Below are 25,929 nucleotides of genomic sequence, written 5' to 3'. Positions count from 1 at the left end.
GGTATAGTCTGGAGGGAAGAAAATGAAGATTGTCCCATTTAAAATGGATCGATTAAGTGGACGGCGGACCTTGCTTTTCGGTCTCTTAGCCATTCTGCTGGGAATGATTGTTATCATAAATGGAGCAGGATTTACAAAGCTGGCTCTGGACTTGCTCAGCCTCTATTTTTTTCTAGTAGGCTTGTTTAATAGTATCCTCTACTTTTTTGCTGGTAAGAAAGATATTCCGCTGACATCTGAGATTTTACGAATCATCTTTGGCTTGCTTTTAGCGGGCCTGAATGAACTTGGTAACCTTTCGGTAAATGTTGTCATTATTATTTTAGGACTTTATCAGTTGGCGACAGCTGTGGTTTATGCCATTACTTATTACCTCTACCGTTGTGATCGGGCTAAGGGAGGTTTTTGTTATTTATTTGATGCGGTTCTTCAAGGACTGCTTGCTCTAACAACCATTTTTTCGCCAGCTACAGATGGTCGTCAGCAATTTTTATTTTTAGGTATTTATTTGATTTTGCTGGGAATTTCCAATATGAGAGATGGGATTTTCTTTGACCTTGATAAAGAAAGGATTTACGCAGGCATTTTCGGGTTAATCTGCCCGTCATCATAGCGGCCTTTATTCCCTTTGAACAACTAGAACGCTTTAACCATTTTTTTCGTGGGACGAAGGACCAGGAATTATCAAGTGTTTATCGGATCCTAAAAGGAGAACAGCAAGCTGATTTAGAAGTTCTTGTTCATACTTCTAAGGAAAACCTGTTTGGAGCGATTGGTCATGTCGATATTTGCTATAAGGGCAAGGTAATTTCTTATGGCAGTTATGATCCTTTTTCTCAGAAACTATTTGGTACCATTGGTGACGGGGTACTATTTAAAGTGGATAAAGATGCTTATATCGATTTGTGTAAAAAAGAGAGTAAAAAGACCTTATTTGGCTATTCTCTGGCCTTAACTGATCAGGAAAGAGAGGCCGTTGAAAAGCGTCTGAGGGAAATCGATGACTTGCTAGAGCCATGGGAACCCAGTGATCGGGAACTCAATGGCAGCCCTACCTATGCTTATAAATTAAGGCATGAGCTAGGGGCGGAGCTTTATAAATTCAAGAGTAGCCATTTTAAAAGCTATTTTATTCTTTCGACCAATTGTTGTTTGCTGGCGGACTCGATTGTTGGTCAGGCTGGGACTGCTATTTTGAATGTGAGAGGGATCATAGCGCCTGGAACTTATCAAAATTACCTGCAGTATGAATTTGAATCTGCCAATGGTTTGGTTGTTGCCCAAAATGTTTATTGTTGATTTACAAATAGCAGGGAATGACCTGCTACTTTTTGTTTAAGCTTGTGTTTGTTTTTTTAAAATTTTTATATAATTATTTGTCAAATAGAAGAAAATCCTCTAAAATAGAAGAGACTTGGAGGAATTTATGACACGAAATCATCAAACGATTAAGGCTGTACCAGTACTAAAAACAAACAATCGTCGTTTAAACTTAGAATTTTATTGTCAGACATTAGGGATGAAAAATCTGTTGGAAGAAGGCCCAGGTGTCAGTTTGGGAGATCAGACAAAGAGCGAAAGATTAGTGATTGAAGAATCACCAGGCGCGCGTTCGCGTAAGGTTGTTGGCCCTAAAAAACTAGCTCAGATTACTATAAAGGTTGAAGAGCCAAAAGAAATTGAAGCCTTGCTAGGACAAGCTCATCCTGTTTTACAGGTCTACCAAGGTGAGAAAGGCTATGCTTTCAAGGCTGTTTCCCCAGAGGGAGATACTTTCTTAGTTCATGCTGAGGATGATTCTCAAACACTCCGTGCTCTAGAAAAGACTCCAGTATTTGAGACACAGGCTGAGTTCACTGGCTTAACACAATTTTATATTGAAAAAGTGATTCTCAATGTTCCAAATAAATCAGTAGCTCAAACTTATTATCAACCCTTTGGAGACATGCTACCAATTGAATTTAAAGAGGAAGAAGGCCAGGATTTATTAGCTGAAAATGCAGCAACTTGGGACTTGTCTATGATTAAGTTTTCTCTAGAACGTTTTGATGTAGATCAATTGGCTGAGCTTCTTGAAGGACGTGATTTGTTCGTTCCTAAGTCTAAAAAGTTTCTTTTAGCGACAGATAATAGTCAGATTGACTTGTGGTTTGAACAAGCATGACAAAGCAAAAAATTTTTGAAAAAATTCAAGAGCAGATTCGTCTGGAAATCTATCCTGGGGCTAGCCTAGCCCTATATCAAGCTGGTCAGTGGCAGGAATTCTACTTTGGGTTGGCTGATCCTCAAGAAAGAAAAGCCACTCAAGCGGGCTTGGTCTATGATCTGGCTAGCGTCAGCAAGGTGGTCGGGGTTGGGACTCTGGCAGCCTTTTTGTATAAGCAAGGCAAGCTGGAGCTGGATTTACCCTTGCAGCACTATTATCCGGACTTTCATCGAGAAGATGTGACTGTGCGCCAACTCTTGACTCACACGTCAGGGCTGGATCCCTTTATTCCCAATCGTGACCAATTGACAGCTCTCGAGTTGAAAACGGCACTCAATCATTTGGAGGTTCTTGAAGATAAGACCTTTCGCTATACGGATGTGAATTTTTTGCTCTTGGGTTTTATGTTGGAAGAAATCTATGGTCAAGCTTTGGACCAGATTTTTCAAAGTCAGATTTTCCAGCCTTGGGGTTTAACTGAGACAGGTTTTGGGCCAGTTCCAGGAGCTGTGCCGACCGTTCACGGTGTCCAGGATGGTCAGGTTCATGATCCCAAGGCGCGTGTTCTAGGTATCCATGCTGGCAGTGCTGGCTTATTTTCAACTCTCAAGGATTTGGAAATATTTCTGGAGCATTATCTGCAGGATAATTTTGCGTCCAATCTGACCCAGAATTTTTCCAAGGAACCTGGCAAAAGACGTAGCTTAGCCTGGAATCTGGAGGACGACTGGCTGGATCACACTGGCTACACGGGAACCTTTATCATGTACAATCGCAAGGAGCAAAAGGCAGTTATTTTCTTGTCCAACCGGACCTATGAAAAAGACGAGCGGGCTCAGTGGATCTTAGATCGCAACCAGCTGATGGACCTGATAAAAACGGAACTATAAGATACTCCGACTTCTATGCTCGGAGTTTTCTCATGTTCCTTGAATCCTAAAGATTTTTCCTCGTAAAAATCGCTTTTTTTTTCAAAGTATATTAAAATAATAGTTAAAGAAATAAATATAGGGAAAGATCATGACAAAAGAAATTGGTGTCGGAAAGGCACACAGTAAAATTATTTTGATGGGGGAGCATTCGGTAGTCTATGGATATCCAGCTATTTCCTTGCCACTCAACCATATCGAAGTAACCTGCCGGGTCTTTCCGTCTGAACGTCCCTGGGCTCTTTATGCTGAGGATACGCTGTCTATGGCTGTTTTTGCCTGTCTAGAACATCTCGGTCGACAAGGGGCTAAGATTCGCTGTCAGGTGGAGTCCATGGTCCCTGAAAAGAGAGGGATGGGTTCATCGGCTGCGGTTAGTATTGCAGCTATTCGGGCTGTTTTTGACTACTTTGAAGAAGAGCTGGATGACCAAACCCTAGAGATTCTAGCCAATCGGGCAGAGATGATTGCCCATATGAATCCCAGCGGCCTTGATGCTAAGACCTGCCTCAGTGATGTAGCTATCAAATTCATCCGCAATTTCGGTTTCAGTGAAATTAAGCTGGATCTAGATGCGTTTTTAGTAATTGCAGATACAGGTATTCATGGTCATACTCGCGAAGCCATCCGTACTGTAGAAAGTCAGGGGCAAAAAGCTCTGCCTTTGCTACAGGAATTGGGGAATTTAACAAAAATCCTTGAGAAAGCCATTTCTATCAAGGATCTGATGACGATGGGGCAAGCTATGACCAAGGCTCATGAGAAGCTAGCTAGGCTAGGAGTGTCTTGCCAGAAAGCTGATGAGCTAGTAGCGGTGGCTATTGAAAATGGAGCTTTGGGAGCTAAGATGAGCGGCGGTGGTCTGGGCGGCTGTGTCATTGCTCTTGTAGGAGAAAGAAGTCAGGCGGATGTCTTAGCCACCGTATTGAGAGAGAAAGGGGCCATTAACACATGGATCGAAAGCCTGTAAGTGTCAAATCCTATGCCAATATTGCAATTGTCAAATATTGGGGAAAGAAAGATGCAGAAAAGATGATTCCGTCTACCAGCAGTATCTCGCTGACACTGGAAAATATGTATACCGAGACTCAGCTGAGCCCTTTGCCGGATTCAGCGACTGGAGATGAGTTTTACATTGACGGTCAGCTGCAAAGCCCGGCAGAACATGCTAAAATCAGTAAGATTATTGACCGTTTCCGCTCTCCAGAAGATGGTTTTGTCCGCGTTGATACCAGCAATAATATGCCAACTGCAGCAGGGCTGTCTTCCAGCTCCAGCGGTCTATCTGCTCTGGTCAAGGCCTGCAATGCTTATTTTCAGACGGGCTATCAGACGCAAGAGCTGGCTCAGCTGGCCAAGTTTGCTTCAGGATCCTCTGCTCGGTCTTTCTTTGGTCCGCTAGCGGCCTGGGATAAGGACAGTGGAGTCATCTATCCAGTCAAGACGGATTTGAAGCTAGCCATGATTATGTTGGTTCTGCACGATGAGAAAAAGCCCATTTCCAGCCGAGACGGTATGGAGCTCTGTGCTAAAACTTCCACCATTTTCCCAGATTGGATTGCCCAGTCTGCCTTGGATTATCAGGCTATGCTAGGCTATTTACAGGACAATGATTTTGCTAAGGTGGGTCAGCTGACGGAAGAAAATGCTCTTCGGATGCATGCTACGACAGAGAAAGCTTATCTGCCGTTTTCTTATCTGACAGAGGAGTCTTACCAAGCTATGGATGCCGTCAGAAAGCTACGGGAGCAGGGCGAGCGTTGCTACTTTACCATGGACGCGGGGCCCAATGTCAAGGTCCTCTGCTTGGAGGAAGACCTAGACCATCTGGCTGCTATATTTGAGAAGGAGTACCGACTTATCGTCTCCAAAACAAAGGACTTGTCAAATGAAAGCTAGTGCAAGAGTCCAAACCTGCGGTAAGCTCTATCTGGCGGGTGAATATGCAGTGCTAACGGCCGGTCAGCCAGCCATTATCAAGGCCATCCCAATCTATATGACGGGAGAAATCCAGGCAGCGCCTGACTATCGCTTGACATCAGATATGTTTGAACACAGCGCTAATCTAGAGCCAGATCCTGATTATGCCTTGATTCAGGATGCGGTAGGGGTTATGAACACTTATTTGCTAGCCTTAGGTTACCAACTTCAGCCTTTTTCACTGAAGATTAGTGGCAAGATGGAAAGAGACGGCAAGAAGTTTGGGATTGGCTCCAGTGGTAGTGTGGTTATGCTGACTCTCAAGGCCATAGCAGCCCTTTATGAGCTGGACTTAGAGCCAGAGCTACTCTTTAAGCTGGCTTCTTACGTTCTCCTCAAGCGCGGAAACAATGGCTCCATGGGAGATCTAGCCTGCATTGCTTATGAAGACTTGATTTACTACCGGTCTTTTGATAGAGAACTGATCCGTAAGCGTATGGACAAAGTTGATTTGCTACAGCTGTTAGCAGAGGATTGGGGTTTTGAAATTCGTAGTATTAAGCCTTACTTAGCCATGGATTTTCTAGTTGGCTGGACCAAGCAGCCAGCGATTTCTAAGGACTTGGTCAATCAGGTCAAGTCAGCTATTTCAGAGTCCTTTTTGACAGGCAGTAGGACACAGGTTGATGCTTTGGAGAGAGCTTTATTAGCAGGAGATAAGCTCGCTATTCAGTCTAGTCTGGAAAAGGCTAGTCAGCTCTTAGAAAGGCTCAGCCCAGCTATTTATACAGACAGGCTGAAAGTCTTAAAAGAAGCAGCAGAGGGACTGAACTGTGTGGCTAAGAGCAGTGGTGCCGGCGGTGGTGACTGCGGGATTGCTCTCAGCTTTGATGCCGCATCTAGCAAGCAACTGATTCAAGCATGGAAAGAAGCTGGCATTGAGCTATTATACAGAGAAAGGATGGGCCATGATGAGCCAGAATCGTAAGGACGACCATATCAAATACGCTTTAGAGCAGCGTCCGGGTTACAACAGTTTTGATGAAATGGAACTGGTTCACCGTTCTTTGCCCAAGTATGATTTGGCAGAGATTGACCTATCTACTCACTTTGCTGGTCGTGACTGGGACTTTCCTTTTTACATCAATGCCATGACTGGTGGCAGCCAAAAAGGCGGTCAGATCAATGAAAAGTTGGCTCAAGTAGCTGAAAGTTGTGGCCTTCTTTTTGTGACTGGCTCTTACAGTGCAGCCTTGAAAAATCCTTCTGACACTTCCTATCAGGTGGCGGTTGGTCGGCCTAATTTATTGCTGGCTACCAATATCGGCTTAGACAAGCCTTATCAAGCCGCCCAGCAGGCAGTAGCAGATTTGCAGCCCCTCTTTTTGCAGATTCATGTCAATCTCATGCAGGAATTGCTGATGCCAGAGGGCGAGCGGGAGTTTCGTTCTTGGCGTCAGCACTTGGCGGATTATAGTCAGCGATTGGATCTTCCCCTAATTCTTAAAGAAGTTGGCTTTGGCATGGATTGCTCTACTGTCGAAGAAGCACGCTCCTTGGGTATTCAGACTTTTGATATTTCCGGCCGTGGTGGCACTAGCTTTGCCTATATTGAAAATCAGCGGGGTGGGAATCGTGACTACCTCAATGATTGGGGGCAATCTACTCTGCAAAGCCTGCTAGCTCTTCAACCACTGCGCGATGAGGTCGAACTCTTGGCTAGTGGAGGTGTCCGCCATCCTTTGGATATGATCAAAGCCCTTGTCTTAGGAGCTAAGGCAGTTGGCCTCTCTCGCACCATGCTGGACTTGGTGGAAAATCACTCGGTGGAAGAGGTTATTGATATTGTAGAAGGCTGGAAATCAGATCTGCGTCTCATCATGTGCGCCCTGTCCTGCCGAAACTTGCAAGAATTAAAGAGTGTACCTTATCTACTCTATGGGCGGCTGAAAGAGGCTCAGAAACAGATTCAATAAATAGCATAAAGACATACAAAAAAGGCCATCAAGGCCTTTTTACTTGTCCTGTTTTCGTAAGTCAGCTAGGATTTCCTGAGCAGTAGCGAGGTTGAAAGTTTTCATGGCTGTTAAGTGATTGGCTACAGTAGCAATTTCTTCGCCTTGAGCTCCAGCTTGCAATGCTAAAGATTTGGCTTGCAATTTCATGTGTCCGGCTTGGATGCCAGTGCTGACCAGGGCTTTGAGGGCAGCGAAGTTTTGTGCCAATCCAACCGATACGATGAGGGATGCCAATTCCTTAGCCTGAGGTTGCCCCAGCAAGTCAAAGCTGGCTGTTACTGCGGGATTGAGGCCGATGGAACCTCCCTTAGTTGCAATGGGCATGGGCAGGGTCATCTGACCATGAAGCTGGCGTTTGTCTGGGTCTGCCGTCCAAGTAGAGAGGCCACGGTAGCTTCCTTCTCGGCTGGCATAGGCATGAGCGCCAGCTTCTATAGCCCTCCAGTCATTTCCAGTAGCCAGTACCAAAGCATCAATACCATTAAAGATGCCTTTATTGTGGGTAGCTGCCCGGTAAGGATCGACCTGGGCTAGCTTGCTAGCCAGCTGCATTTTATCTGCAAGAAGCTCCGCCTCAGCCTTATCCCGACTGAGAAAGCGATAGTCGATGACACAGCGGGCTGTTACTAGGCTATCTGTTGCATAGTTTGACAGGATAGCCATCAGACTCTTACCGCCAGTCAGCTCTTCTAGAGGAAGGGTGAGAGCCTCCAGCATGGTGTTGAGCATATTGGCTCCCATGGCTTCCTGCGTATCCACAGATAGATAGAAAATGAGGAAGTCATCCTTTTGCTCCAGCCAGAAATCTCTAGCACCGCCGCCACGGGCCACAATCGATGGATAGGCTTGATTGGCCTGTTCCAGCAACTCTTTCTTTTTCCTGAGAACATCTTTAACAGCTTGGTCGACCTTTTCAACATGATAGAGGACAATCTGACCAATCATTTGGCGTTTGTGGACCTCTGTCTCAAATCCGCCTGAACGTTTGATAATCTTAGCCGCAAAGCTAGCCGCTGCTACAACAGATGGCTCTTCTGTCACAAATGGAACTTGATAGCTTTTGCCATCCACCAGAAAGTCTGGCACCAGAGAGTAGGGCAGGGCCAGAGTGGCCAGGACATTTTCGCTCATCTGATTGGCCGTTTCCAGAGGCAAAGTCTGCTGACTGTCTAGTAGCTGCCAGTATTCATCTTGTAAAAGTCCCTTTTCTTTCAGCATCTGCAGCCGTTCAGCAGGAGTTTTTTTGGAGAATCCAGTCCAGTTTACTTTCATGATGATTTCTCAACTTTGATATATTTACGCTGGTGCTCTGCAATTTCCGCCAGAGCAAAGCTTTGGTCTTCATAGCCAGAGAAGCTAGCATTACCCTCTGCATCCAATTTAGCTTCTGCAAAAAAGATATGCTCGTATTCTTCAACAGAAAGAGCTTGACGCTGGTCTAGTTCCTCCAGACGTGTCCGTGACAGCTGTTTTTCATAGCCTGGAACTAAGGAAACACTGAAAATTTCTGCTACAGCACCACTACCATAACTAAAGAGAGCAATCTTGTCACCAGCCTTAAGATTATCTGAGTTTTCTAAGAGGGACAAAAGACCTAGGAAAAGCGAACCTGTGTAAATATTTCCGACTTTTTGACTGTAGAGGATTGACTTTTCAAAGTTTTCCTTAAGCTGATCTTGCTGCTCTTGAGGAAGGCTTTTATCCATGATTTTATTGAGACCTTTAAGAGCCAGTTTTGGATAAGGAAGATGGAAACAGTAGGCTGCAAAATCTTTGAGAGAAAGCTTGTGGCGCTTTTGGTACTCGTCCCAAGTTGTTTTCAAACAATCCAAGTATTGTTGGGTAGAGTAGAGTCCATTTACATAAGGCGTTGTCGAGTAATTTGGACGCCAAAAATCCATAACGTCACGAGTTTGAGCGACATTATCTTCATTAAAAATTAAGATACGAGGATCCTTACTTATCAACATTGCAATAGCTCCCGCTCCCTGAGTTGGTTCACCAGGAGTATTAATACCATATTTGGCAATATCACTGGCAATAACGAGGACCTTGCTATCTGGATATTTTTCGATATGGAGTTTTGCGTAGTCAAGTGCTGCAGTAGCACCATAACAGGCTTCTTTAATCTCAAAACTCCGGGCAAAGGGCTGGATCGCCAAAAGGCCATGAATAAAAACGGCCGCTGCCTTGCTCTGATCAATGCTTGACTCCGTAGCAACAATGACCATGTCAATCTTCTCTTTGTCTTCACTTGTCAAAATGGGATCTGCAGCTGCAGCTCCTAAGGTGATAATATCTTCTGTCAGAGGAGCAATGCTGAGTTCTTTAAGCAGGAGTCCCTTGCTTAGTTTTTCTGGATCGGTAGCACGCGCTGCCGCTAAATCGTTTAACTTCAAGACATAATTGGAGGTTGCAAATCCAATTTTATCGATTCCTATTTTCATATTAAAACCTCATATCTTGATATGATTATCAAGAGTATTTCAACATCTATTTTACCATAATTCAAAATAAAACTGATAAAAAAGCCCCGTCGAACAAAGACAGGGAACTTAAAACATCTTAGTGAAAAACCTATTTTTACTAAGATTTAATCAGAAGCATCAAAATTGTTTAGACTTTATAGTCAACTCAATAGTGGACGTGCTTTCTTTTTTGAATATACTTAAAAAGTTTTAACGCAACTGTACCACTGGCCATCCCAATCGAAATAACGAGGGCCAAGATGACTACTAAGGTGGCATTAACCATGGCCTTACTATAATCGCCAGTTACAAAGAATGCGGTTGTTCGATAGGAGAGGTAGCCAGGGACTAAGGGGGCCAGAATTGACAGGATGAATACAACTGCAGGAGTTTTATAAATAACACTCATAATTTGGCTACAGCAAGATCCGACGATAGCAGCTACAAAGGTGGCTACGATAACATTGGTCGGGCCTTTTAAAAGTAAATAAAGAAGCCAGATAGACATCCCCAGTAGACCAGCTGGAATTAGCATTCTGCGTTGGACATTTAAGACGATAAGAAAAGTGATAATAGCCAACAAACTTGCAAGAGCTTGAAGGAAAAATGTTAGTATTGTCATAGCTTTATTTCATTAATACAAGGGCAACGGAAGTACCCGCACCAAGAGCTAGGGTAATGAGAAGAGATTCAAAAAGTTTACTCATTCCCGAATTAATGTGATTGGTCATGATGTCACGGACAGCATTAGTCAGGGCAATCCCAGGAACAAAAGGCATGACAGAGCCTGCTATAATCAAGTCTGCAGTTGAGTTAAAACCAGAGTAGCGGGCCCAGGCCTGTGCTAACAAACCAAAAACAAAGGCACCTGCAAAGGCTGTAACAAAAGGAATTCGTACATACTTCTCAGCGTACAGTGAAAAGGTAAAGCCAAAGAAGGTTGCCACAGCAGCGCCAAGTGCATCGTAAAAATTTCCTCCAAACATGATGGAAAAAAATGGGGCACTGAGCGTAGCTGCAATGGTCAATTGTTTCTTGTTGTAAGGCAGACGCTTGTTTTTGAGACGTAAGAGTTCATCGTAAGCCTCTTGCAAGGTTAATTGACCGCTGGTCAACTGACGAGAGACTTGGTTGACATCACAGACCTTCTCAATATTATAATTTGAATGCACGATACGTTTCATACGAGAGAAATTCGTATTCTCGACTGAGAAGAAAATCGCAACTGGCATAGCTAGAGCATTGCAATCAATAATCCCCTGCGAATGAGCGATCCGAATCATGGTATCTTCAACTCGGTAGATTTCGGATCCACTTTGCAATAAGAGGGTGCCGGCTAGCATGATGACATCTACAGCTAGATTAAATTCTTTTGACTCTTCCATAATCTCTTTCCAAGTGTTTCTAAACTTTCTTCTATTATAGCAAAATTCAGAAGCTTCTTCATAAAAATTCCATGTAAAATCAAAAAAGAAGACTGGAAATAAACCAATCTTCCTTTATAGTTTAATTTAATGACTTATTAGCTCAAAGCATCATCCATTGAAAGGACTTCGTGGAATACACGTTGAGTCAATTCAGTTTTTTGTTCTGGAGTGAGGTACTTAGTATTTACACAGTAACCAGAAATACGAACGATAACGTCTTCGCCAGACATAATCTTGTCGTAAACGTCCTTCAAGTCCATAACGTTCAAGTTAACGTGTTGTCCACCATTTTCAAAGTAACCATCAAGGATTGTTACCAAGTTGTCTACTTGTTCGTCATGAGTTTTACCAAGCGCACGAGGTGATACTTGAGTTGTCAATGAGATACCGTCAGCTGCGTAACTGAAGTCCAAGCTAGCAAGTGAGTTCAAGTTTTGCAACCAGCCACCTTTTGCTTTGTTAGATGGGTTAGCACCTGGTGAGAAGAACTCAAGTTTAGACAAGTTCACAGTACCGTCTTCGTTGAGGTATACTCCTTTGTGGACTGGTGAGTTACCAGTTTGTTTAGAGTAAGCAACGTTAGATGTGATTGTCAAGAGTGATACTGTAGCTTCAGCGTTCTTGTAAAGTTTGTGGCTACGCAAACGAGTTGTGTAAGCTTCAACCAACCATTCAGCCAATTCGTTTGAACGAGGATCATCTTCACCCCAACGTGGGTATTCACCGATTGTTTCGTAATCGTAGATGTAGCCATTTTCGTCACGGATTGGTTTAACGGTAGCGTACTTGATAGCTGACAATGTATCAACAGTGTTAGCAAAACCACAGATACCGAATCCCATGTTCGCACGTTGGTGAGTAGGCAAGAAGGCCATTTGAACAGCTTCGTAGTTATACTTGTCAGTCATGTAGTGGATGATGTTCAAAGCATCTACGTAAGTGTCAGTCAACCAGTCAAGTGATTTTTCAAAGTTAGCTTTAACTGATTCAAATTCAAGAACTTCGTCACGGATAGGATCGATGTCAAATACCTTGTAGTCTTTATGCACATCGTCATAACCACCGTTCAAACCAGTAAGAAGAGCTTTCAAAACGTTTACACGAGCACCGAAGTACTGGATGTTGTGGCGTTGTTCTTCATTTTCTGGGTCAAGTGGAGATACACAACATGAGATACAGCTCATTTCGCCATATCCATCTTTCGCCATTGTTGTTACACCTTCGTATTGGATAGAAGAGTGTTTGTGGCTCATATGCATACAGTAGCGACGGAAGTTGTAAGGTAATTTGTCAGTCCAAAGAACTGTCAAATTTGGTTCTGGTGAGTTACCGATGTTGTCAAGAGTGTTCAAGAAACGGTAGTCCATCTTAGTAACACGGTGACGCCCATCGTTCCCCATACCTGCCATAGAAGTTGTGATGAAGGTTGGGTCACCAGAATAAAGTTGGTCGTAAGCTTTTGTACGAGCAAATTTAACAGTACGAAGTTTCAAAACGAAGTCATCGATAAATTCTTGGATTTCGCTTTCAGTGTAAGTGCCACGAGCAAGGTCGCGTTCGGCAAAGACATCAAGAACGATTGGCACACGTCCAAGAGAAGTTGCAGCACCGTTGATGACGCGGCAGACTGCCATGAAGGCAATGTTTGTCCATTGGATAGCTTCTTTAGTATCGAAGGCAGGACGACGAACATCAACTCCTTAAAGGTCACCTAATTTAACAACTTCAGCAAGTGCTTGGTATTGCATGTTGACTTCTTCGCGAAGGCGAATAGTTTCTTCATCGATTTCTGTCAAAGCATTCCAGTCATTCACTTTCTCAGCCATCAAGTAGTCAGCACCGTACAAGGCTAAACGGGCATAAACCCCGATGATACGTCCACGAGAGTAAGCATCTGGAAGACCAGTAACTGTGTGAGCGTGGCGAGCACGACGAATGTTTGAAGTGTAAGCACGGAAGATACCATCGTTAACTGTTGTCACGTACTTAGTAAAGATTTCGTGAACAGCTGGATCTGGCTCATAACCATTTTCCTTCAAAGTTGTTTCAGCCATACGGATACCACCTTTTGGCATGAAGTTTAATTTGAAGAGTTCGTCGTTTTGGATACCATAGATTAGTTCGTTATCTTTGTCGATGTAACCAGCTGGGATACCTGCAATAGAAGCTGGGCGAGTGTCCATTGGGAAACGAGTTGCTTCATAGTGAGCCTTTGTTTCTTCAATAATCTTTTTAATATGAAGAGAGCGTTCAGTTGGACCTGCTAAGAAGCTTTCATCTCCATCGTAAGGAGTGTAGTTAGCTTGAACAAAGCGTGAAATACTTGCTTTTTCTTTCCAATCTTCACCTTTGAAGCCTTCCCAAGCCTTGTCAAAAATATCTTGTGCTTCGACAACAGTTTTAACAACCATGTTAAATTCCTCTTTATCTTTCTAGTAACAAGTATCTGTTACATTTGTATAGTTAAAGTATAACACAGAGTAATCGTTTACACAAAGTGTTTTCGGGATATGTAAGCCTTTTCTTTTATAATACAGTTGTCTGAAATCCCCAAAAGTGTACTATATAGATGGATGAGAGAAATTTCTCAGCAAATAGTTGGGCAAATATGAGAAAAAGGTTATACTAGAATTGGAAAACAAGAATAAGAGGCGACTGGAATGTTGATTTTTCCCTTAATTAATGACACATCAAGAAAAATCATTCATATTGATATGGATGCCTTTTTTGCTGCGGTCGAAGTCAGGGATAATCCTAAGCTAAAGGGGCATCCAGTCATCATCGGCAGTGATCCACGCTTGACAGGTGGTCGTGGCGTCGTCTCTACTTGTAACTATGAAGCACGAAAGTTTGGTGTCCATTCTGCTATGAGCTCCAAGGAAGCATACGAACGATGTCCACAAGGGATTTTTATTTCGGGAAATTACGAAAAATATCAGACGGTCGGTTTGCAGATCCGAGAGATTTTTAGACGCTATACAGACTTGATTGAGCCAATGAGCATCGACGAGGCTTATCTGGATGTAACGGAAAACAAGCTTGGGATTAAATCTGCAGTCAAAATAGCCAAGCTGATTCAGCACGATATATGGAAGGAGCTGCAACTAACAGCCTCAGCGGGCGTATCTTATAATAAATTTCTTGCCAAGATCGCTAGCGACTATGAGAAGCCTCATGGTCTGACTGTTATTTTACCTGAGGAAGCAGAGGCCTTTCTGGCGCCTATGGATATTGCCAAGTTTCACGGAGTCGGCAAAAAGACCGTCCAGCGCCTGCATGACATGGGTATTTATACCGGTGCAGATCTGCTCAAGATACCAGAAATGACCCTGATTGATAAGTTTGGTCGCTTTGGTTTTGATCTCTATCGTAAAGCGCGTGGCATCAGTAATAGTCCAGTCAAATCCAACCGCATCCGTAAGTCGATTGGGAAGGAGCGGACCTATGCCAAACTGCTCTATAGTGAGGAGGATATCAAGAAAGAGCTGACCTTGCTGGCTCAGAAGGTAGAAAATAGCTTGACTAAGCATGATAAGAAAGGACGAACTATCGTTCTGAAAATCCGTTATGCCGATTTCTCAACCTTGACTAAAAGAAAAAGTTTGAATCTAGCCACTCAAAACAAGGAGCAAATCGAGCGAACGGCTCATGAGATTTACGATAGCTTGGAAGAACAACCACGAGGTATTCGTCTGCTAGGACTGACAGTGACGGGGTTTGAATAAAGATAAAGGCTTGGTTCATTACCAGGCTTTTTTATATATTGTTTTTAGTATGAGAGAGTTGCTTGTGACAAGTTTCTAAGTTGACTGATAATTTTCATTGACTAAAAATAATCTTTTTTGAAAAAATACTGGACAAAGTTTTCTGTGTCTGTTATACTGAGTTTATAAAATAAAAAACCGTCTGGTCGGTTTTTAAAAGAAAGGAGCAGAAATGAAGAAATCTGTAGTAGAAAAAACAAGCGAGCACATTCTCAAGTTGAATCAGGAGATGGATCGGCAGCTGGAAGGTCAGAAAGAGTTTTTGCAGCAGCATGCAGAAAAGCTGAAAAAGATGTCACAGGGTGAGAATGGCATACGCTATTCTAAGTGGGGAGTCAAAGCTGGATATGCTGTCCTTGCTGGTGGCTTGCTGACTTCTGTCTTTAGCCCATGGCGAGGACTGGGTATTATGGCAGTAGGCGGTCTGAGCCTTGCCTCCAATCTCTGGCATATCCGGCGATTGCAAAATAAAGAAAGGAGCAAGTAGCAGAGAGATGACCTGTTTTAAGCATCAGAGTCAGGACAACTTAGAAACTAAAAGCAGCAGGCAGTAGCTAAACGGTGCTGACATAACTTTTAGCATTATTTAGTCTATCTTTGCTTTTTATTTTAGGCAAGGACTAAAAGACTACGTTTTCTATTTGGCGCAGGTCTTTATTTTTTATAACAAAACAAACCGAATGGTCGGATTTTAAAAATCTGCGTTTCAAAACAGGCAATCATCTGAAAGACTGAGAGTAAAGGATGCCTTTGTCCAGTTTTCGGATGACTTTTCACTATTCTACATTTGATAAGGAGTTATCGTATGAACAAACAAACACATGTAGAGCCAGAGACAAGGCATATCCTGCCCTTTCTGGCCTGGACTTTTGGCATTACCTGGGGAGCCTGGCTGCTTCAGTATATTTTAACCGCCCTGAAGCTGACCAGCGGGGCTGAGCCTTTGGGCCTTGCTCTCAATTTCATCGGGGGCTTCGGACCGTCCTTGGGAACTTTTATCAGCCTCAAAATTTCTCATCCTAAGAAGATGCTGGACTTTATCTTTTCTCATGCTAAGGGTTGGTGGATTTATATGCTGGCCTTCTGTCTGGTTCGGGTTTTGCCCCTTTTTATCGCCAATCCAGCCCTGCCACCTCTGAATGCCGTTCTGATGTTTCCTCTGGGCTGGACCTTTGTCACCTTTGCTGGGGGAGGGAATGAAGAACTGGGCTGGCGGGGAGTGCTGCAGCCGGCTCTGGAGAAAAAATTCTCCTTCCCTCTGGCAACTGTCATCACAGCTCTGGTCTGGGTGACCTGGCATCTGCCCCTCTGGCTGATTCCGGGAACGAGTCAAAGTCAGGTTTCTTTGCCCTTCTATCTCTCCTTTGGTATCTTGCTCAGTTTCTGTCTGGCGGTTCTCTACAAGCAGACGGCCTCTGTCTTTGCCTGCATGGTCTTTCACGGCTGCATTAACTTTGCTCAGGCGACGATTGTCGGCAGTGCTACAAATGGCGGAAGGTATCTCAGCTTCCAGGCTGCTAATCTGGTCATGACCGCCCTGCTGGTCGGTTGGTGGTATTGGAAGGGCAATCGGAAAGGAATTCAGAAAGATGCAGGCTAAAAATCTTGGCGATCGCTCTTCTGCCAAAGAAAAAGGAGTAATCATATGAAAACACAAACACATGTAGAGCCAGAGACAAGGCATATCCTGCCCTTTCTGGCCTGGACCTTTGGTATCAGCTGGTCTGCCTGGCTGGCTTCGGCTTTCCTGAGGATTCCTATTATTTCCCAGCTCCTAACCATCGCTGGTGTTTTTGGCCCGGCCATTGGAGCCAAACTGGTCTTAGGAAAATCGTTCAAGGAGCTCTTGGCTTCTATCGGATTGGCCCGAAAAAGGACTTGGGTCCATCTCTTGATTTTGACAATTCTTTATACCCTTTCCATAGTCTTTTGGAGCCCGCTCCTGCCTGGTTTTAGCCCCCTCAGGATTGCTCTGCTTTTTCTCATGACGACTTTTCTGACAGGCGGCAATGAAGAGATTGGCTGGCAGGGCTTCCTGCAGCCAAGTCTGGAGAAGATCCTGCCCTTCCCTTTGGCAACTGTAACAACTGGGTTAATCTGGGCTGTCTGGCATCTGCCCCTCTTCTTTATGCCCGGCAGCAGTCAGGCAGGGACTTCTTTTCTAGTCTTTACTGCCGCCTGCCTGCTCGCCCGTTTCTGGCTAGCGGCTCTTTACAAGGTCAGTCAGTCCATCCTTTACTGTGTTCTTTTCCACGGGGCCATCAATACCATTGGTGAAGGCATTTTCCTGGGGAAGGGGACGGAAAATCCGCTCTTTTTCCTAGGCTATATCTTGATGACGGCTTACAGTATCTATCTTTGGTATCAAAGGGATCAGCAAGACAAGGCTTAAAGATATTTTTAAGATTTTGTATTTCTCCGGCTTTTTTGGTAGAATAAAGCTATACTAGAAACAAAGGGGAACAGAATGGCGCAGCGAAAAGACAAATCCCAGGCCATGAGAGAAAAAATTTTAAATACAGCGACCCAGCTCTTTATCCAAAAGGGGTCCGAAAAGACTAGTATGCAGGATATCGCCCAGCGGCGGGCATCTCCAAGGGGGCTATCTATCATCATTTTAAGTCAAAAGATGAGATTGTCCTGGCGGTGATTAGGAGCCGGCAGGAGCTGATGGAAGAAGAGATGAAGCAGTGGCTCAAGGCTACGGAAAATCTGACTGGCAGGGAGCAGCTGCAGACCATCCTCAAGTCTAATCTGGAAAGTCAGACAGCCCGGGCTACGGACGGCATTGTGGGTGAGTATGAGAAGGACGCAGGCTTTATTTTGACCATGATGCGGGACAATCTGCGGATAGGCGCCCCTCTGGTCAGTGACATTATCAAAAAAGGGATGGCAGATGGCTCCCTTCAAACCCAGTATCCGGACCAGGCTGCGGAAGTTTTTCTGCTACTGGTGAATTTTTGGATGCATGGGACCGTTTTTGAAAGCGATCCTGAAAAACTGCCAGAACGCTTCCATTTTCTGCAGTTTATGATGACCTCGGTCGGCATGGGTATCTTTAATGATGAGCTCCTGCAGCTCTTTAGCCAGAAAAATAAGGCATAAAAAAAGGCGATAGGACAGAACTAAAAAATTTAATTCTGTCCCAGCCTTTTTATTTATGTGCTGAATATACTGTGGATATCTTCCTCGGTCAGGCCGATTAGGGGGTCGATTTTCAGGAAATTTTCTTCTGTCAAGACATAGTTTTCCACAGCTTTTTCCAACCTATCCACAGGAGTGTAGCTAAGTTCCTGTGGGGCTTCTAGGTCAGCAAAACGCTCGACCAGATAGGTTTTGCGGGCGGTGCCAGTGTTTTTTGCAGCATAGTCAAAGGCTACTTTTTCCCCAAGTAAGATCAACTTGCTCTTGGCGCGGGTGATAGCAGTATAGATGAGGTTGCGCTGCAGCATCCGGTGACTGCTCTTGGTGATGGGCAAGATAACTACCGGAAATTCACTTCCCTGAGACTTGTGGATGCTCATGGCGTAGGCTAGGCGGATCTTGTACCACTCGCTACGTTGGTAGACGATTTCATTTCCATCGAAGCTGATGGTAAGTTCATCTTGCTTAGAGTCGGTGTATTTGCCAGGCAAGAGGTCGGTGATATAGCCCAGATCGCCGTTAAAGACATTGCTTTCAGCATCGTTGACCAGATGAATGACCTTGTCCCCTTGCCGGTATTGGCAGTCTGGCGCTTCAAAGACCAGTTGGTCTTTTTCTGATGGATTTATTAAATCTTGCATGAGTTGGTTGATCTGGTCGATTCCCGCGGGTCCTCGGTACATAGGGGCCAAGACTTGGACGTCCTGGGCAGGGATGCCACTACGAATGGCAGCGGCTACGATTTTCTTAATCATATCAGGGATATACTCGCCAGACGCCTCGAAATAGGAACGATCCGCCTTTTTTTCAGTAAAATCAGCTGGCAGAATCCCTTGCTGGATTTGACTGGCCAGGGTAACAATTGTTGAATCTTCTCCTTGCCGGTAGGTTTTTGTTAGTTTAGTTTGGGGTAAGAGAGGTATTTTTAAAAGGTCGGCCAGAACCTGACCTGGACTGACAGACGGAAGCTGGTCAGCATCCCCCACAATGAGGATCTTACTGTTGGAAGAAATATTGCTGAGCAGTTGATTGGCCAGCCAAGTATCGACCATAGAGAACTCATCCACAATGATGAAGTCAGCATCCAAATAGTCATCTAAATGACTGGTATCGTCATCTCCAGTCATCCCCAAATGCCGGTGAATAGTAGCGCTGGGCAGTCCAGTTAATTCATTCATTCGTCGGGCAGCTCGTCCAGTCGGAGCAGCAAGCAGAATAGGTAATTCCTGTTTCTTAGCTAAATCTAGTTTGTGAAGAGCAGCATAAGTAGCGATGATGCCATTGATAACGGTCGTTTTACCAGTTCCCGGCCCACCCGTCAGAATAAACACCTTATGATTAATGGCATCGCAGATGGCCTTCTTTTGAATATAGTCATAGCAGATTCCTAAATCTTGCTCGACTTGTTCGATAATACTTTCGAGTTTTGGGGCATCAAAGGTTTCTTGTTTGCCTTTTTCTAGAATCCGAATCAGATTACTACGAATACCTTCCTCGGCGAAATAAAGACTGTTTTCAAAGATTTTTGTTTCAACGTTTTGAATCTTATCTTCTTCAATGAGGTGGGCCAATTCATCCGCTACCAAGGCAGGGTCAAGTTCAACCTGACGGGCATTCTCCAGCAAATCAATGGTGTGGGATAGTAAGTCACGTGCTTCTATATAAGTATCACCTGTCTCCATAGACTGGCTGAAAAGGGTATGAACAAGTCCAGCCCGGAAACGCTCTGGAGCGTCGCTTTCAATACCAAGTTGCTGGGCCAACTGGTCAGCTATTTTGAAACCAATACCTTGAATGTCCTCAACTAGTTGATACGGATATTTTTGGACAATTTCCAGCGTTTCTTCTTTGTAGGTATCTTGAATCTGCAAGGCTAATTTATTAGGAATGCCATATTCAGCGAGTTTAGAGAGCAACATCTCTGTGCCGTAATTTTGTCTAAGTTTGCTGACGAAGGCTTCCCGATTGACTGCAGAAAGGCCATTAATACTTACGAGCCGGCTAGGATCAGCCAAGATCTGGTCAATCGTATTATCACCATAGAGGTCTACTATCTTTTGGGCGGTCTTAACACCGATCCCTTTAAAATGATCGCTAGCAAAATACTTGACCAGGCCCTTACTAGTTGGCTTTGCTCTTTCGTAGCGAGTTACTTTTAGCTGTTCCCCGTATTTGGGATGCTGGACAAGAGTTCCCCAAAAGGTATAGTCTTGTCCTTCCATGATATCGGCCATGGTTCCGGTCACGATAATCTCAAAATCATCAAATTCTGCATCTGTGTCCTCGATATCCAGTAACAAAATTCGAAAGAAATTGTTGGGATTTTCAAATATAATGCGTTCGACGGTTCCTGAAAAATAGAATTCCATACCTCTCATCCTAGAAAAAAAGGCAGACAAGCCAATGAAACCTGCTGTCCTGCCTTTTTTATTTCTTGATTCTTATTTGCTTAACAAATGGTACTTAGAAGATACCGATCTTATTGAGTGGCCAGAAGCGTAATTTCGCTTCTCCTTCAATTTGACTGGCCTTGAAGTTTCCAACTTCTCGGCTATCTCTTGAAACGAGTCGGTCGTCTCCTAGAAGGAAATAGTGTCCCTTAGGAACTTCGACAGTGAATGTTGAGTTACCTAGAGAGTCCTGAGTGAAAGAGTTGGCTTGTTCAGCGATTTGCTGGAACATCTTCCGGTAAGAATAAGTCGACTGCAATTTGTCCTTTTTAAATTTAGAAATATATTCTTTTAAGTATGGCTCATCAGTTTTCTTACCATTGATATAGAGTTGGTCGTTTTCATATTTGATGGTATCACCAGGCATACCAATCACTCGTTTGACAATCCGTTTCTCGTTCCCATTTTCATCTGTTTCTTTAGCAACAACGATATCAAAACGATCGATGGGTAGATAGCGGACTTCGAGTAGATACTCTCCATCGGCAAGGGTCGGGTCCATTGAGTGGCCACTTACCAAAAATGGGGACCAGAGGAAGAGGCGGGTGAGGAGCAAAGTAGCCATGAAGAGGATGAAAAATCCCCATTCTTTCATAAATTTTTTAAAACTAGACATAACTTACCTTTCTAGTAATTGTTTTGCTTTTTGAGTATTTTTAAAATGTAGCTTGGCGCTTGTTTCAAGACCGGCCATACCATAAGCCTTCAAAATCTGACTGGCCACTTGATCACTTTTAGCTCCTGCTCCGCTTGGTAATTGGTAGCCTAATTCCTGGCTCAGAATCTCTAGATTCTCTAAGAAAAGATCGCGGGCTATGATGGAGCTGACAGCCACAGCTAAGTATTTTCCTTCGGCTTTTTCTTCTAAATGAATCGCCTGACTAACTTGATTTCGCTCTTGCTTGACATAACGCTGGTAATTGGTACTGCTAGTGAAGGCATCAATTACGATTTGATCAGGTTTTATTCCTTTTTCTAGCAAGAGATAGATGGCTTGGTTGTGAAGGGCAACCTTGACCGAAACAGCATTGTAACCCGAAGCAATGACTTGATTGTACTTCTTAGGTGATAAGAGCAGGGCTTGATGGGTGATTTTTTCTTTTAGGATAGGAGCTAATTGGCGAATTTTTTGATCCGTCAGGGTTTTAGAATCTCCGACACCTAATTTTCTGAGAAAATCCTCCTGTTCTTTAGTGACAAATGAAGCCACAACAGCTAAACCACCAAAATAGGAACCATTACCAACCTCATCCGTTCCTATCATAGCTTGGTAGGTGATTTTCTGTGGAGGCTGGGTGATATCTGCTGTCTCTTTGAAAAAAGGAGTATATTTATCTGCCGCCTCTCCCTGAAGGATTAATTTACCAGAAGTATAGACGCTGGCTGTTGCTTGCTCCAAACGGAAAAAATAACGGATATAAGGATTTTTACTAGAGCTGAGATGTTTTTTATATTGCTTAAGAAATGCTTGAATCTCCTGCTCACTCGGTGTTAAGGTGAATTGTCCCATGCCTTCTATTTTAACATAAAAAAGAGTAAAGTTGAAAAAAAGATTGACGGACTTTTTATCTTCAAGTATATTTTAGAAAAGCAGGATAGAGGGGTGGCCCTGACCTGACAAAAGGCTTGATATTTGGTATAATATAACGAGGTGATTTTATGGCAAATTTGAATCGATATAAGTTTACATTTGGAAAGAAGACCATGACTTTAACAACAGGTTTTGATAATCTGTTTATGGAGGAAGTCGAAAAGGTCGCGACAGAAAAATACCAAGCAATCAAGGAAAGAATGCCCCAAGCGGATGATGAAACCTTGGCTATTTTGCTTGCTATTAATAGTCTGTCAACTCAGTTAAATCGTGAAATTGAATTTGATGACAAGGAAAGAGAATTAGAAAGCTTGCGTCGAAAAGCCCTAACTGAAATAAAAGAAAAATCTTTACAAACAGAGGGGCCTTTATGATTATTTCACTACTAATTTTACTAATTCTAGCGTGGAGCTTCTATATTGGCTACTCTAGAGGGATTGTTCTTCAGGCTTATTATTTACTATCAGCTATTGTAGCCTTTTTTATCGCTAGTCAATCTTACCAAGGTTTAGCCCGCTTTTTAAGTTTGTGGGTCCCTTATTCAAGTGCGATAGAAGGAGCTACAACGTATTATTTTCCTAACAATCAGCTCTTTCATTTAGATAAAGTCTTCTACGCTGGCCTAGCTTTTTTCATCATTTACACTTTTGTTTATGCGATTGGTCGCTTCATTGGGATTTTTATCCATTTAGTACCTAAAGGGAATACGGATTCTCGTTGGTATAATGTTGCAAGCGGTGCAATTGCTGTTCTCATTTCCTTATTTGCCATTGAAATGTTCCTAACGATTTTCGCTACTGTACCACTAGCTTTAATTCAAGATCGCTTAAATCACAGTGGTCTAGCTAGCTTCATTATTAACCATACCCCAATTACCTCTAGTCTCCTGAAGTATTTTTGGGTTACCAAGGTGATTGGATAAAAGGACTCAGTTGGCCTACTAGCTGGGTTCTTTTTCACTAGAAAAAGATATTATCATGAATACAAAAATTTTAGAAACCTTAGAATTTAATAAAATAAAAGACTTATTCCAAGGCTCTTTACAAACGGAGCAGGGGAAATTAGAATTACAAGTTTTACAGCCGACCACAAAAAAAGAGGCGATTGAGAGAGCCTTTTTGGAAGTTGCAGACATGGAGCAGATTTTAGTAGAAGATCCGCATTTTCATTTGGCGGCAACCAAGGATATCACTGCTATTACTAAGCGTTTGGAGCTTGATGGTGATCTAAATATTGAGGAACTGCTTGTTTTAAAAAAGGTTTTGCGCGTTTCGCATGACCTGGTTACTTTTTATAATGACTTAGAAAATGTTCGACTTCAAGAATTGAACCGTGTTTTTGAAAATCTAGTCGATTTCCCTGCTATTCAAGGGAGTCTGTTAGCTGTCAACGACGGGGGCTTTATTGAAAGTTTTGCTAGTGAAGAACTGGGGAGAATTCGTCGCAAGATCCAAGAGAATGAAAGCAAGGTACGAGATCTTTTGCAAGAAATTCTCAAGAACAAGGGAGATATGCTAGCAGACCAGGTGGTAGCCAGCCGGAATGGCCGCAATGTGCTGCCGGTTAAAAACACCTATCGGAATCGGATTCCAGGAGTGGTGCATGACATTTCTGCCAGTGGAACGACCATTTATATCGAGCCAAGAGCAGTGGTTAACCTCAACGAGGAAATTTCTAACTTCAAGGCGGACGAGCGGTACGAACTCTTGCGAATTTTGCAAGAACTATCTGCTATGATTCGCCCTCATGCAGCTGAAATTGCCAACAATGCTTGGATCATCGGTCATCTTGACTTAGTGATGGCCAAGTTAGCCTTTATGCGAGAACGAGGAGCGGTAGTACCAGTCATATCCGATACACAAGCCATTCAGTTGCTACAGGTTCGTCATCCCCTGATTCAAAATGCAGTAGCTAATGATTTGCATTTCGGCCCTGATTTGACAGAGATTGTCATTACCGGACCAAATACCGGTGGTAAGACCATCATGTTGAAGACCTTGGGTCTGGCTCAGATCATGGCCCAATCAGGTCTGCCGATTCTGGCGGACAAGGGAAGTCGCGTCGGGATTTTCAGTCAGATTTTTGCAGATATTGGGGATGAGCAGTCCATTGAGCAGAGCCTGTCGACTTTCTCCAGCCACATGACCAATATCGTCTCTATTTTAGAGCAGGTTGATAGCGAGAGTCTGGTTCTGCTGGATGAGCTGGGAGCTGGGACTGATCCTCAGGAGGGAGCGGCTCTGGCTATTGCTATCTTGGAAGATTTGTGGCTAAGACAGATTAAAACCATGGCGACGACCCACTATCCTGAGCTCAAAGCCTATGGGATTGAGACGGACTGGGTGGAAAATGCCAGCATGGAATTTGATACTGATAGTTTGCGACCGACCTATCGCTTTATGCAGGGAGTGCCTGGTCGTTCTAATGCCTTTGAAATCGCTCGCCGCTTAGGCTTGTCTGAACTTATCGTTAGCCATGCCCAAGAGCAGACCAACACAGACAGCGATGTCAATCGGATTATTGAGCGCCTGGAAGAGCAGACGCTGGAAAGTCGCAAGCGCTTGGATAATATCCGCGAGGTGGAGCAGGAAAATCTCAAATTTAACCGAGCCCTCAAAAAACTTTACAATGAGTTTAACCGAGAAAAAGAAACCGAACTCAATAAGGCACGCTTGGAAGCTCAGGAAATCGTTGATTTGGCTCTATCAGAGAGTGAGAGCATTCTCCAAAATCTCCATGCTAAGTCCAGTCTCAAACCTCATGAGATTATCGAAGCCAAGTCTCAACTCAAAAAGTTGGCACCAGAAACGGTTGATTTATCAAAGAATAAGGTGCTCAAGCAGGCTAAGAAACATCGGGCGCCCAAGGTGGGAGACGATATCCTAGTCACTAGCTATGGTCAGCGGGGAACCTTGGTCAAGCAGCTCAAGGACGGCCGCTGGGAAGCTCAGGTAGGTCTCATTAAGATGACTCTAGAGGAGCAGGAATTTAATCTTCTCAAGGCTGAAAAAGAGCAACAACCTAAGCGCAAGCAGGTCAATGTGGTCAAGCGAGCTAATACTGCTGGACCAAGAGCTAGACTGGATTTGCGAGGCAAACGCTACGAAGAAGCTATGAAAGAGCTAGATGAATTTATCGATCAGGCCCTTCTTAATAATATGGCTCAAGTGGATATTATCCATGGTATCGGGACTGGTGTCATCCGTGAAGGGGTGACAAAATACCTCCGCCGCAACAAGCACATTAAGTCTTTCGGCTATGCTCCGCAAAATGCCGGTGGTAGCGGTGCAACGATTGTGATATTTAAGTAAGAGGCTAGAAATGAAAATACAAATCTATGACTCGATTTATGAGAAAAGTTGGGTTTATACAAAAGCTTTGAGTTATCTCTTTTCGCCTTTCTTTGATGATATGAGCCGCAGCAAGGATGAGTTTACTGAAGAGCCTTACCAAGATTCGGTTGAGCTCATAGCAGTGGAAGATGATCAGGTTGTAGGGCTTCTAGATATTGGTATTTACACCGAAGAAGCAAGTCATTCTTATCCATATTATCCAGGAAAAAAGATAGCTTACTTCGCTAATCTGGCTGTCCATCCTGATTTTCAGAATCAAGGGATAGCCAGTCAACTCTTTCAAACTGCTTGGGAGCGGCTGCATGAAAAGAAAGTTGAGGCCTTGATCATCTTTACCAGAGACGGAGAACAAGCAAATCACCTCTATCAGAAGTGGGGCGGCAAGCTGATTTGTCAAGATTATTTAGTGGTCGGGCGCCCCAAAGATCAAATAGCATTTTCTTTCAGCGTAGATACTAAGCAGCAGACAATCTGTCTGACAGATAAGTCGGGAAATTCTTTAGGCTATTATCAAAGAGAAGGGCATTATATTGTCTCAAGGAAAGAAGATTTAGAGCATTTTGAGATTGATGAGCTTTACAAAGAGCATACCTATGTCTTGAAAATCGAATAGGGCATTGGAAGTTTCAGCGTAGAGATAACAGCAGGTTCTTTTATGA

Annotated in this window: 21 protein-coding genes and 3 pseudogenes; 16 read left to right on the top strand and 8 right to left on the bottom strand. The window is 43.6% G+C overall.

The window, feature by feature from the left end; translation table 11 throughout:
• Positions 1–22 precede the first annotated feature (22 nt).
• The 7 genes and pseudogenes from HMPREF3108_RS09060 to fni all read left to right on the top strand — a co-directional run bounded on the left by HMPREF3108_RS09060 (position 23) and on the right by fni (position 7,031).
• A pseudogene (locus HMPREF3108_RS09060) lies at positions 23–1,299 on the top strand (DUF308 domain-containing protein).
• Between the two features lie 127 nt (positions 1,300–1,426).
• A complete protein-coding gene (locus HMPREF3108_RS09055; RefSeq protein WP_061596203.1) occupies positions 1,427–2,164 on the top strand; it encodes a CppA N-terminal domain-containing protein in 738 nt (245 codons plus the stop codon).
• Entirely contained in the window at positions 2,161–3,096 is a 936-nt protein-coding gene (locus tag HMPREF3108_RS09050) for a serine hydrolase domain-containing protein (RefSeq protein ID WP_070494321.1), read from the top strand. Before HMPREF3108_RS09055 ends, HMPREF3108_RS09050 begins: the two co-directional genes overlap by 4 nt.
• Before the next feature lie 130 nt (positions 3,097–3,226).
• Positions 3,227–4,105: a mevalonate kinase gene (gene mvk / locus HMPREF3108_RS09045; RefSeq protein ID WP_070494319.1), complete on the top strand. Its 879-nt coding sequence runs from the start codon at positions 3,227–3,229 to the stop codon at positions 4,103–4,105.
• A complete protein-coding gene (gene mvaD / locus HMPREF3108_RS09040) occupies positions 4,087–5,034 on the top strand; it encodes a diphosphomevalonate decarboxylase (RefSeq protein WP_061596197.1) in 948 nt (315 codons plus the stop codon). The genes mvk and mvaD overlap by 19 nt, the downstream gene beginning before the upstream one ends.
• Positions 5,024–6,043, top strand: a complete 1,020-nt coding sequence (locus HMPREF3108_RS09035; RefSeq protein WP_070494317.1) for a phosphomevalonate kinase — start codon at positions 5,024–5,026, stop codon at positions 6,041–6,043. The genes mvaD and HMPREF3108_RS09035 overlap by 11 nt, the downstream gene beginning before the upstream one ends.
• Positions 6,024–7,031 (top strand): type 2 isopentenyl-diphosphate Delta-isomerase, encoded by a 1,008-nt coding sequence (gene fni / locus HMPREF3108_RS09030; RefSeq protein ID WP_105026165.1) that lies wholly within the window; start codon positions 6,024–6,026, stop codon positions 7,029–7,031. Before HMPREF3108_RS09035 ends, fni begins: the two co-directional genes overlap by 20 nt.
• Before the next feature lie 39 nt (positions 7,032–7,070).
• Here fni and HMPREF3108_RS09025 read toward each other — a convergent pair whose 3' ends face one another.
• The 5 genes and pseudogenes from HMPREF3108_RS09025 to pflB all read right to left on the bottom strand — a co-directional run bounded on the left by HMPREF3108_RS09025 (position 7,071) and on the right by pflB (position 13,379).
• Positions 7,071–8,345, bottom strand: a complete 1,275-nt coding sequence (locus HMPREF3108_RS09025; RefSeq protein WP_061596193.1) for a hydroxymethylglutaryl-CoA reductase, degradative — start codon at positions 8,343–8,345, stop codon at positions 7,071–7,073.
• Complete coding sequence (locus HMPREF3108_RS09020; protein ID WP_061596191.1) at positions 8,342–9,520, bottom strand: hydroxymethylglutaryl-CoA synthase; 1,179 nt, start codon at positions 9,518–9,520, stop codon at positions 8,342–8,344. The genes HMPREF3108_RS09025 and HMPREF3108_RS09020 overlap by 4 nt, the downstream gene beginning before the upstream one ends.
• A 187-nt stretch (positions 9,521–9,707) precedes the next feature.
• Positions 9,708–10,163, bottom strand: coding sequence for a threonine/serine exporter family protein (locus HMPREF3108_RS09015; protein ID WP_045505394.1), 456 nt, complete (start codon positions 10,161–10,163; stop codon positions 9,708–9,710).
• A 4-nt stretch (positions 10,164–10,167) separates the two neighbouring features.
• Complete coding sequence (locus tag HMPREF3108_RS09010; RefSeq protein WP_045505396.1) at positions 10,168–10,926, bottom strand: threonine/serine exporter family protein; 759 nt, start codon at positions 10,924–10,926, stop codon at positions 10,168–10,170.
• Positions 10,927–11,063: 137 nt separating this feature from the next.
• Positions 11,064–13,379, bottom strand: a pseudogene (gene pflB / locus HMPREF3108_RS09005) (formate C-acetyltransferase).
• A gap of 249 nt (positions 13,380–13,628) precedes the next feature.
• Between pflB and dinB the strand changes: the two are divergent.
• From dinB to HMPREF3108_RS08980, 5 genes and pseudogenes are all read left to right on the top strand, one after another.
• Positions 13,629–14,693, top strand: coding sequence for a DNA polymerase IV (gene dinB / locus HMPREF3108_RS09000; RefSeq protein WP_070494315.1), 1,065 nt, complete (start codon positions 13,629–13,631; stop codon positions 14,691–14,693).
• A 211-nt stretch (positions 14,694–14,904) separates the two neighbouring features.
• Positions 14,905–15,219, top strand: a complete 315-nt coding sequence (locus HMPREF3108_RS08995; RefSeq protein WP_061594398.1) for a hypothetical protein — start codon at positions 14,905–14,907, stop codon at positions 15,217–15,219.
• A gap of 318 nt (positions 15,220–15,537) precedes the next feature.
• Positions 15,538–16,332, top strand: coding sequence for a CPBP family intramembrane glutamic endopeptidase (locus tag HMPREF3108_RS08990; RefSeq protein WP_070494313.1), 795 nt, complete (start codon positions 15,538–15,540; stop codon positions 16,330–16,332).
• A 45-nt stretch (positions 16,333–16,377) separates the two neighbouring features.
• Positions 16,378–17,124, top strand: coding sequence for a CPBP family intramembrane glutamic endopeptidase (locus HMPREF3108_RS08985; RefSeq protein WP_070494311.1), 747 nt, complete (start codon positions 16,378–16,380; stop codon positions 17,122–17,124).
• Between the two features lie 75 nt (positions 17,125–17,199).
• Positions 17,200–17,837 (top strand): annotated as a pseudogene (locus tag HMPREF3108_RS08980) (TetR/AcrR family transcriptional regulator).
• 53 nt (positions 17,838–17,890) lie between these two features.
• On the opposite strand, the gene HMPREF3108_RS08975 reads toward HMPREF3108_RS08980, so the two are convergent.
• The 3 genes from HMPREF3108_RS08975 to rnhC all read right to left on the bottom strand — a co-directional run bounded on the left by HMPREF3108_RS08975 (position 17,891) and on the right by rnhC (position 21,836).
• Positions 17,891–20,245 (bottom strand): SF1B family DNA helicase RecD2, encoded by a 2,355-nt coding sequence (locus HMPREF3108_RS08975; protein ID WP_070494310.1) that lies wholly within the window; start codon positions 20,243–20,245, stop codon positions 17,891–17,893.
• 94 nt (positions 20,246–20,339) lie between these two features.
• The gene (lepB, locus tag HMPREF3108_RS08970; protein WP_061599787.1) at positions 20,340–20,942 is read right to left on the bottom strand and encodes a signal peptidase I; all 603 of its coding nucleotides are present in this window, start codon (positions 20,940–20,942) and stop codon (positions 20,340–20,342) included.
• Between the two features lie 3 nt (positions 20,943–20,945).
• A complete protein-coding gene (gene rnhC, locus HMPREF3108_RS08965; protein WP_070494309.1) occupies positions 20,946–21,836 on the bottom strand; it encodes a ribonuclease HIII in 891 nt (296 codons plus the stop codon).
• A 149-nt stretch (positions 21,837–21,985) separates the two neighbouring features.
• Here rnhC and HMPREF3108_RS08960 point away from each other — a divergent pair, with 149 nt between their 5' ends.
• Genes HMPREF3108_RS08960 through HMPREF3108_RS08945 form a run of 4 tightly spaced genes read left to right on the top strand, consistent with a single transcriptional unit; the run spans position 21,986 to position 25,883 of the window.
• The gene (locus HMPREF3108_RS08960) at positions 21,986–22,291 is read left to right on the top strand and encodes a hypothetical protein (RefSeq protein WP_008808274.1); all 306 of its coding nucleotides are present in this window, start codon (positions 21,986–21,988) and stop codon (positions 22,289–22,291) included.
• Entirely contained in the window at positions 22,291–22,839 is a 549-nt protein-coding gene (locus tag HMPREF3108_RS08955) for a CvpA family protein (protein ID WP_070494461.1), read from the top strand. The genes HMPREF3108_RS08960 and HMPREF3108_RS08955 overlap by 1 nt, the downstream gene beginning before the upstream one ends.
• Positions 22,840–22,894: 55 nt before the next feature.
• On the top strand, positions 22,895–25,228 hold the full coding sequence (locus HMPREF3108_RS08950; protein ID WP_070494308.1) for an endonuclease MutS2: 2,334 nt from the start codon (positions 22,895–22,897) through the stop codon (positions 25,226–25,228).
• 10 nt (positions 25,229–25,238) lie between these two features.
• A complete protein-coding gene (locus tag HMPREF3108_RS08945; protein ID WP_061584664.1) occupies positions 25,239–25,883 on the top strand; it encodes a GNAT family N-acetyltransferase in 645 nt (214 codons plus the stop codon).
• Positions 25,884–25,929: the final 46 nt, after the last annotated feature.

The sequence above is a fragment of the Streptococcus sp. HMSC10A01 genome (genome assembly GCF_001807785.1).
GTDB lineage: Bacteria > Bacillota > Bacilli > Lactobacillales > Streptococcaceae > Streptococcus > Streptococcus gordonii.
Note: the sequence above shows the minus strand (reverse complement) of the source record. Positions and strands in the feature narration are given on the sequence as shown.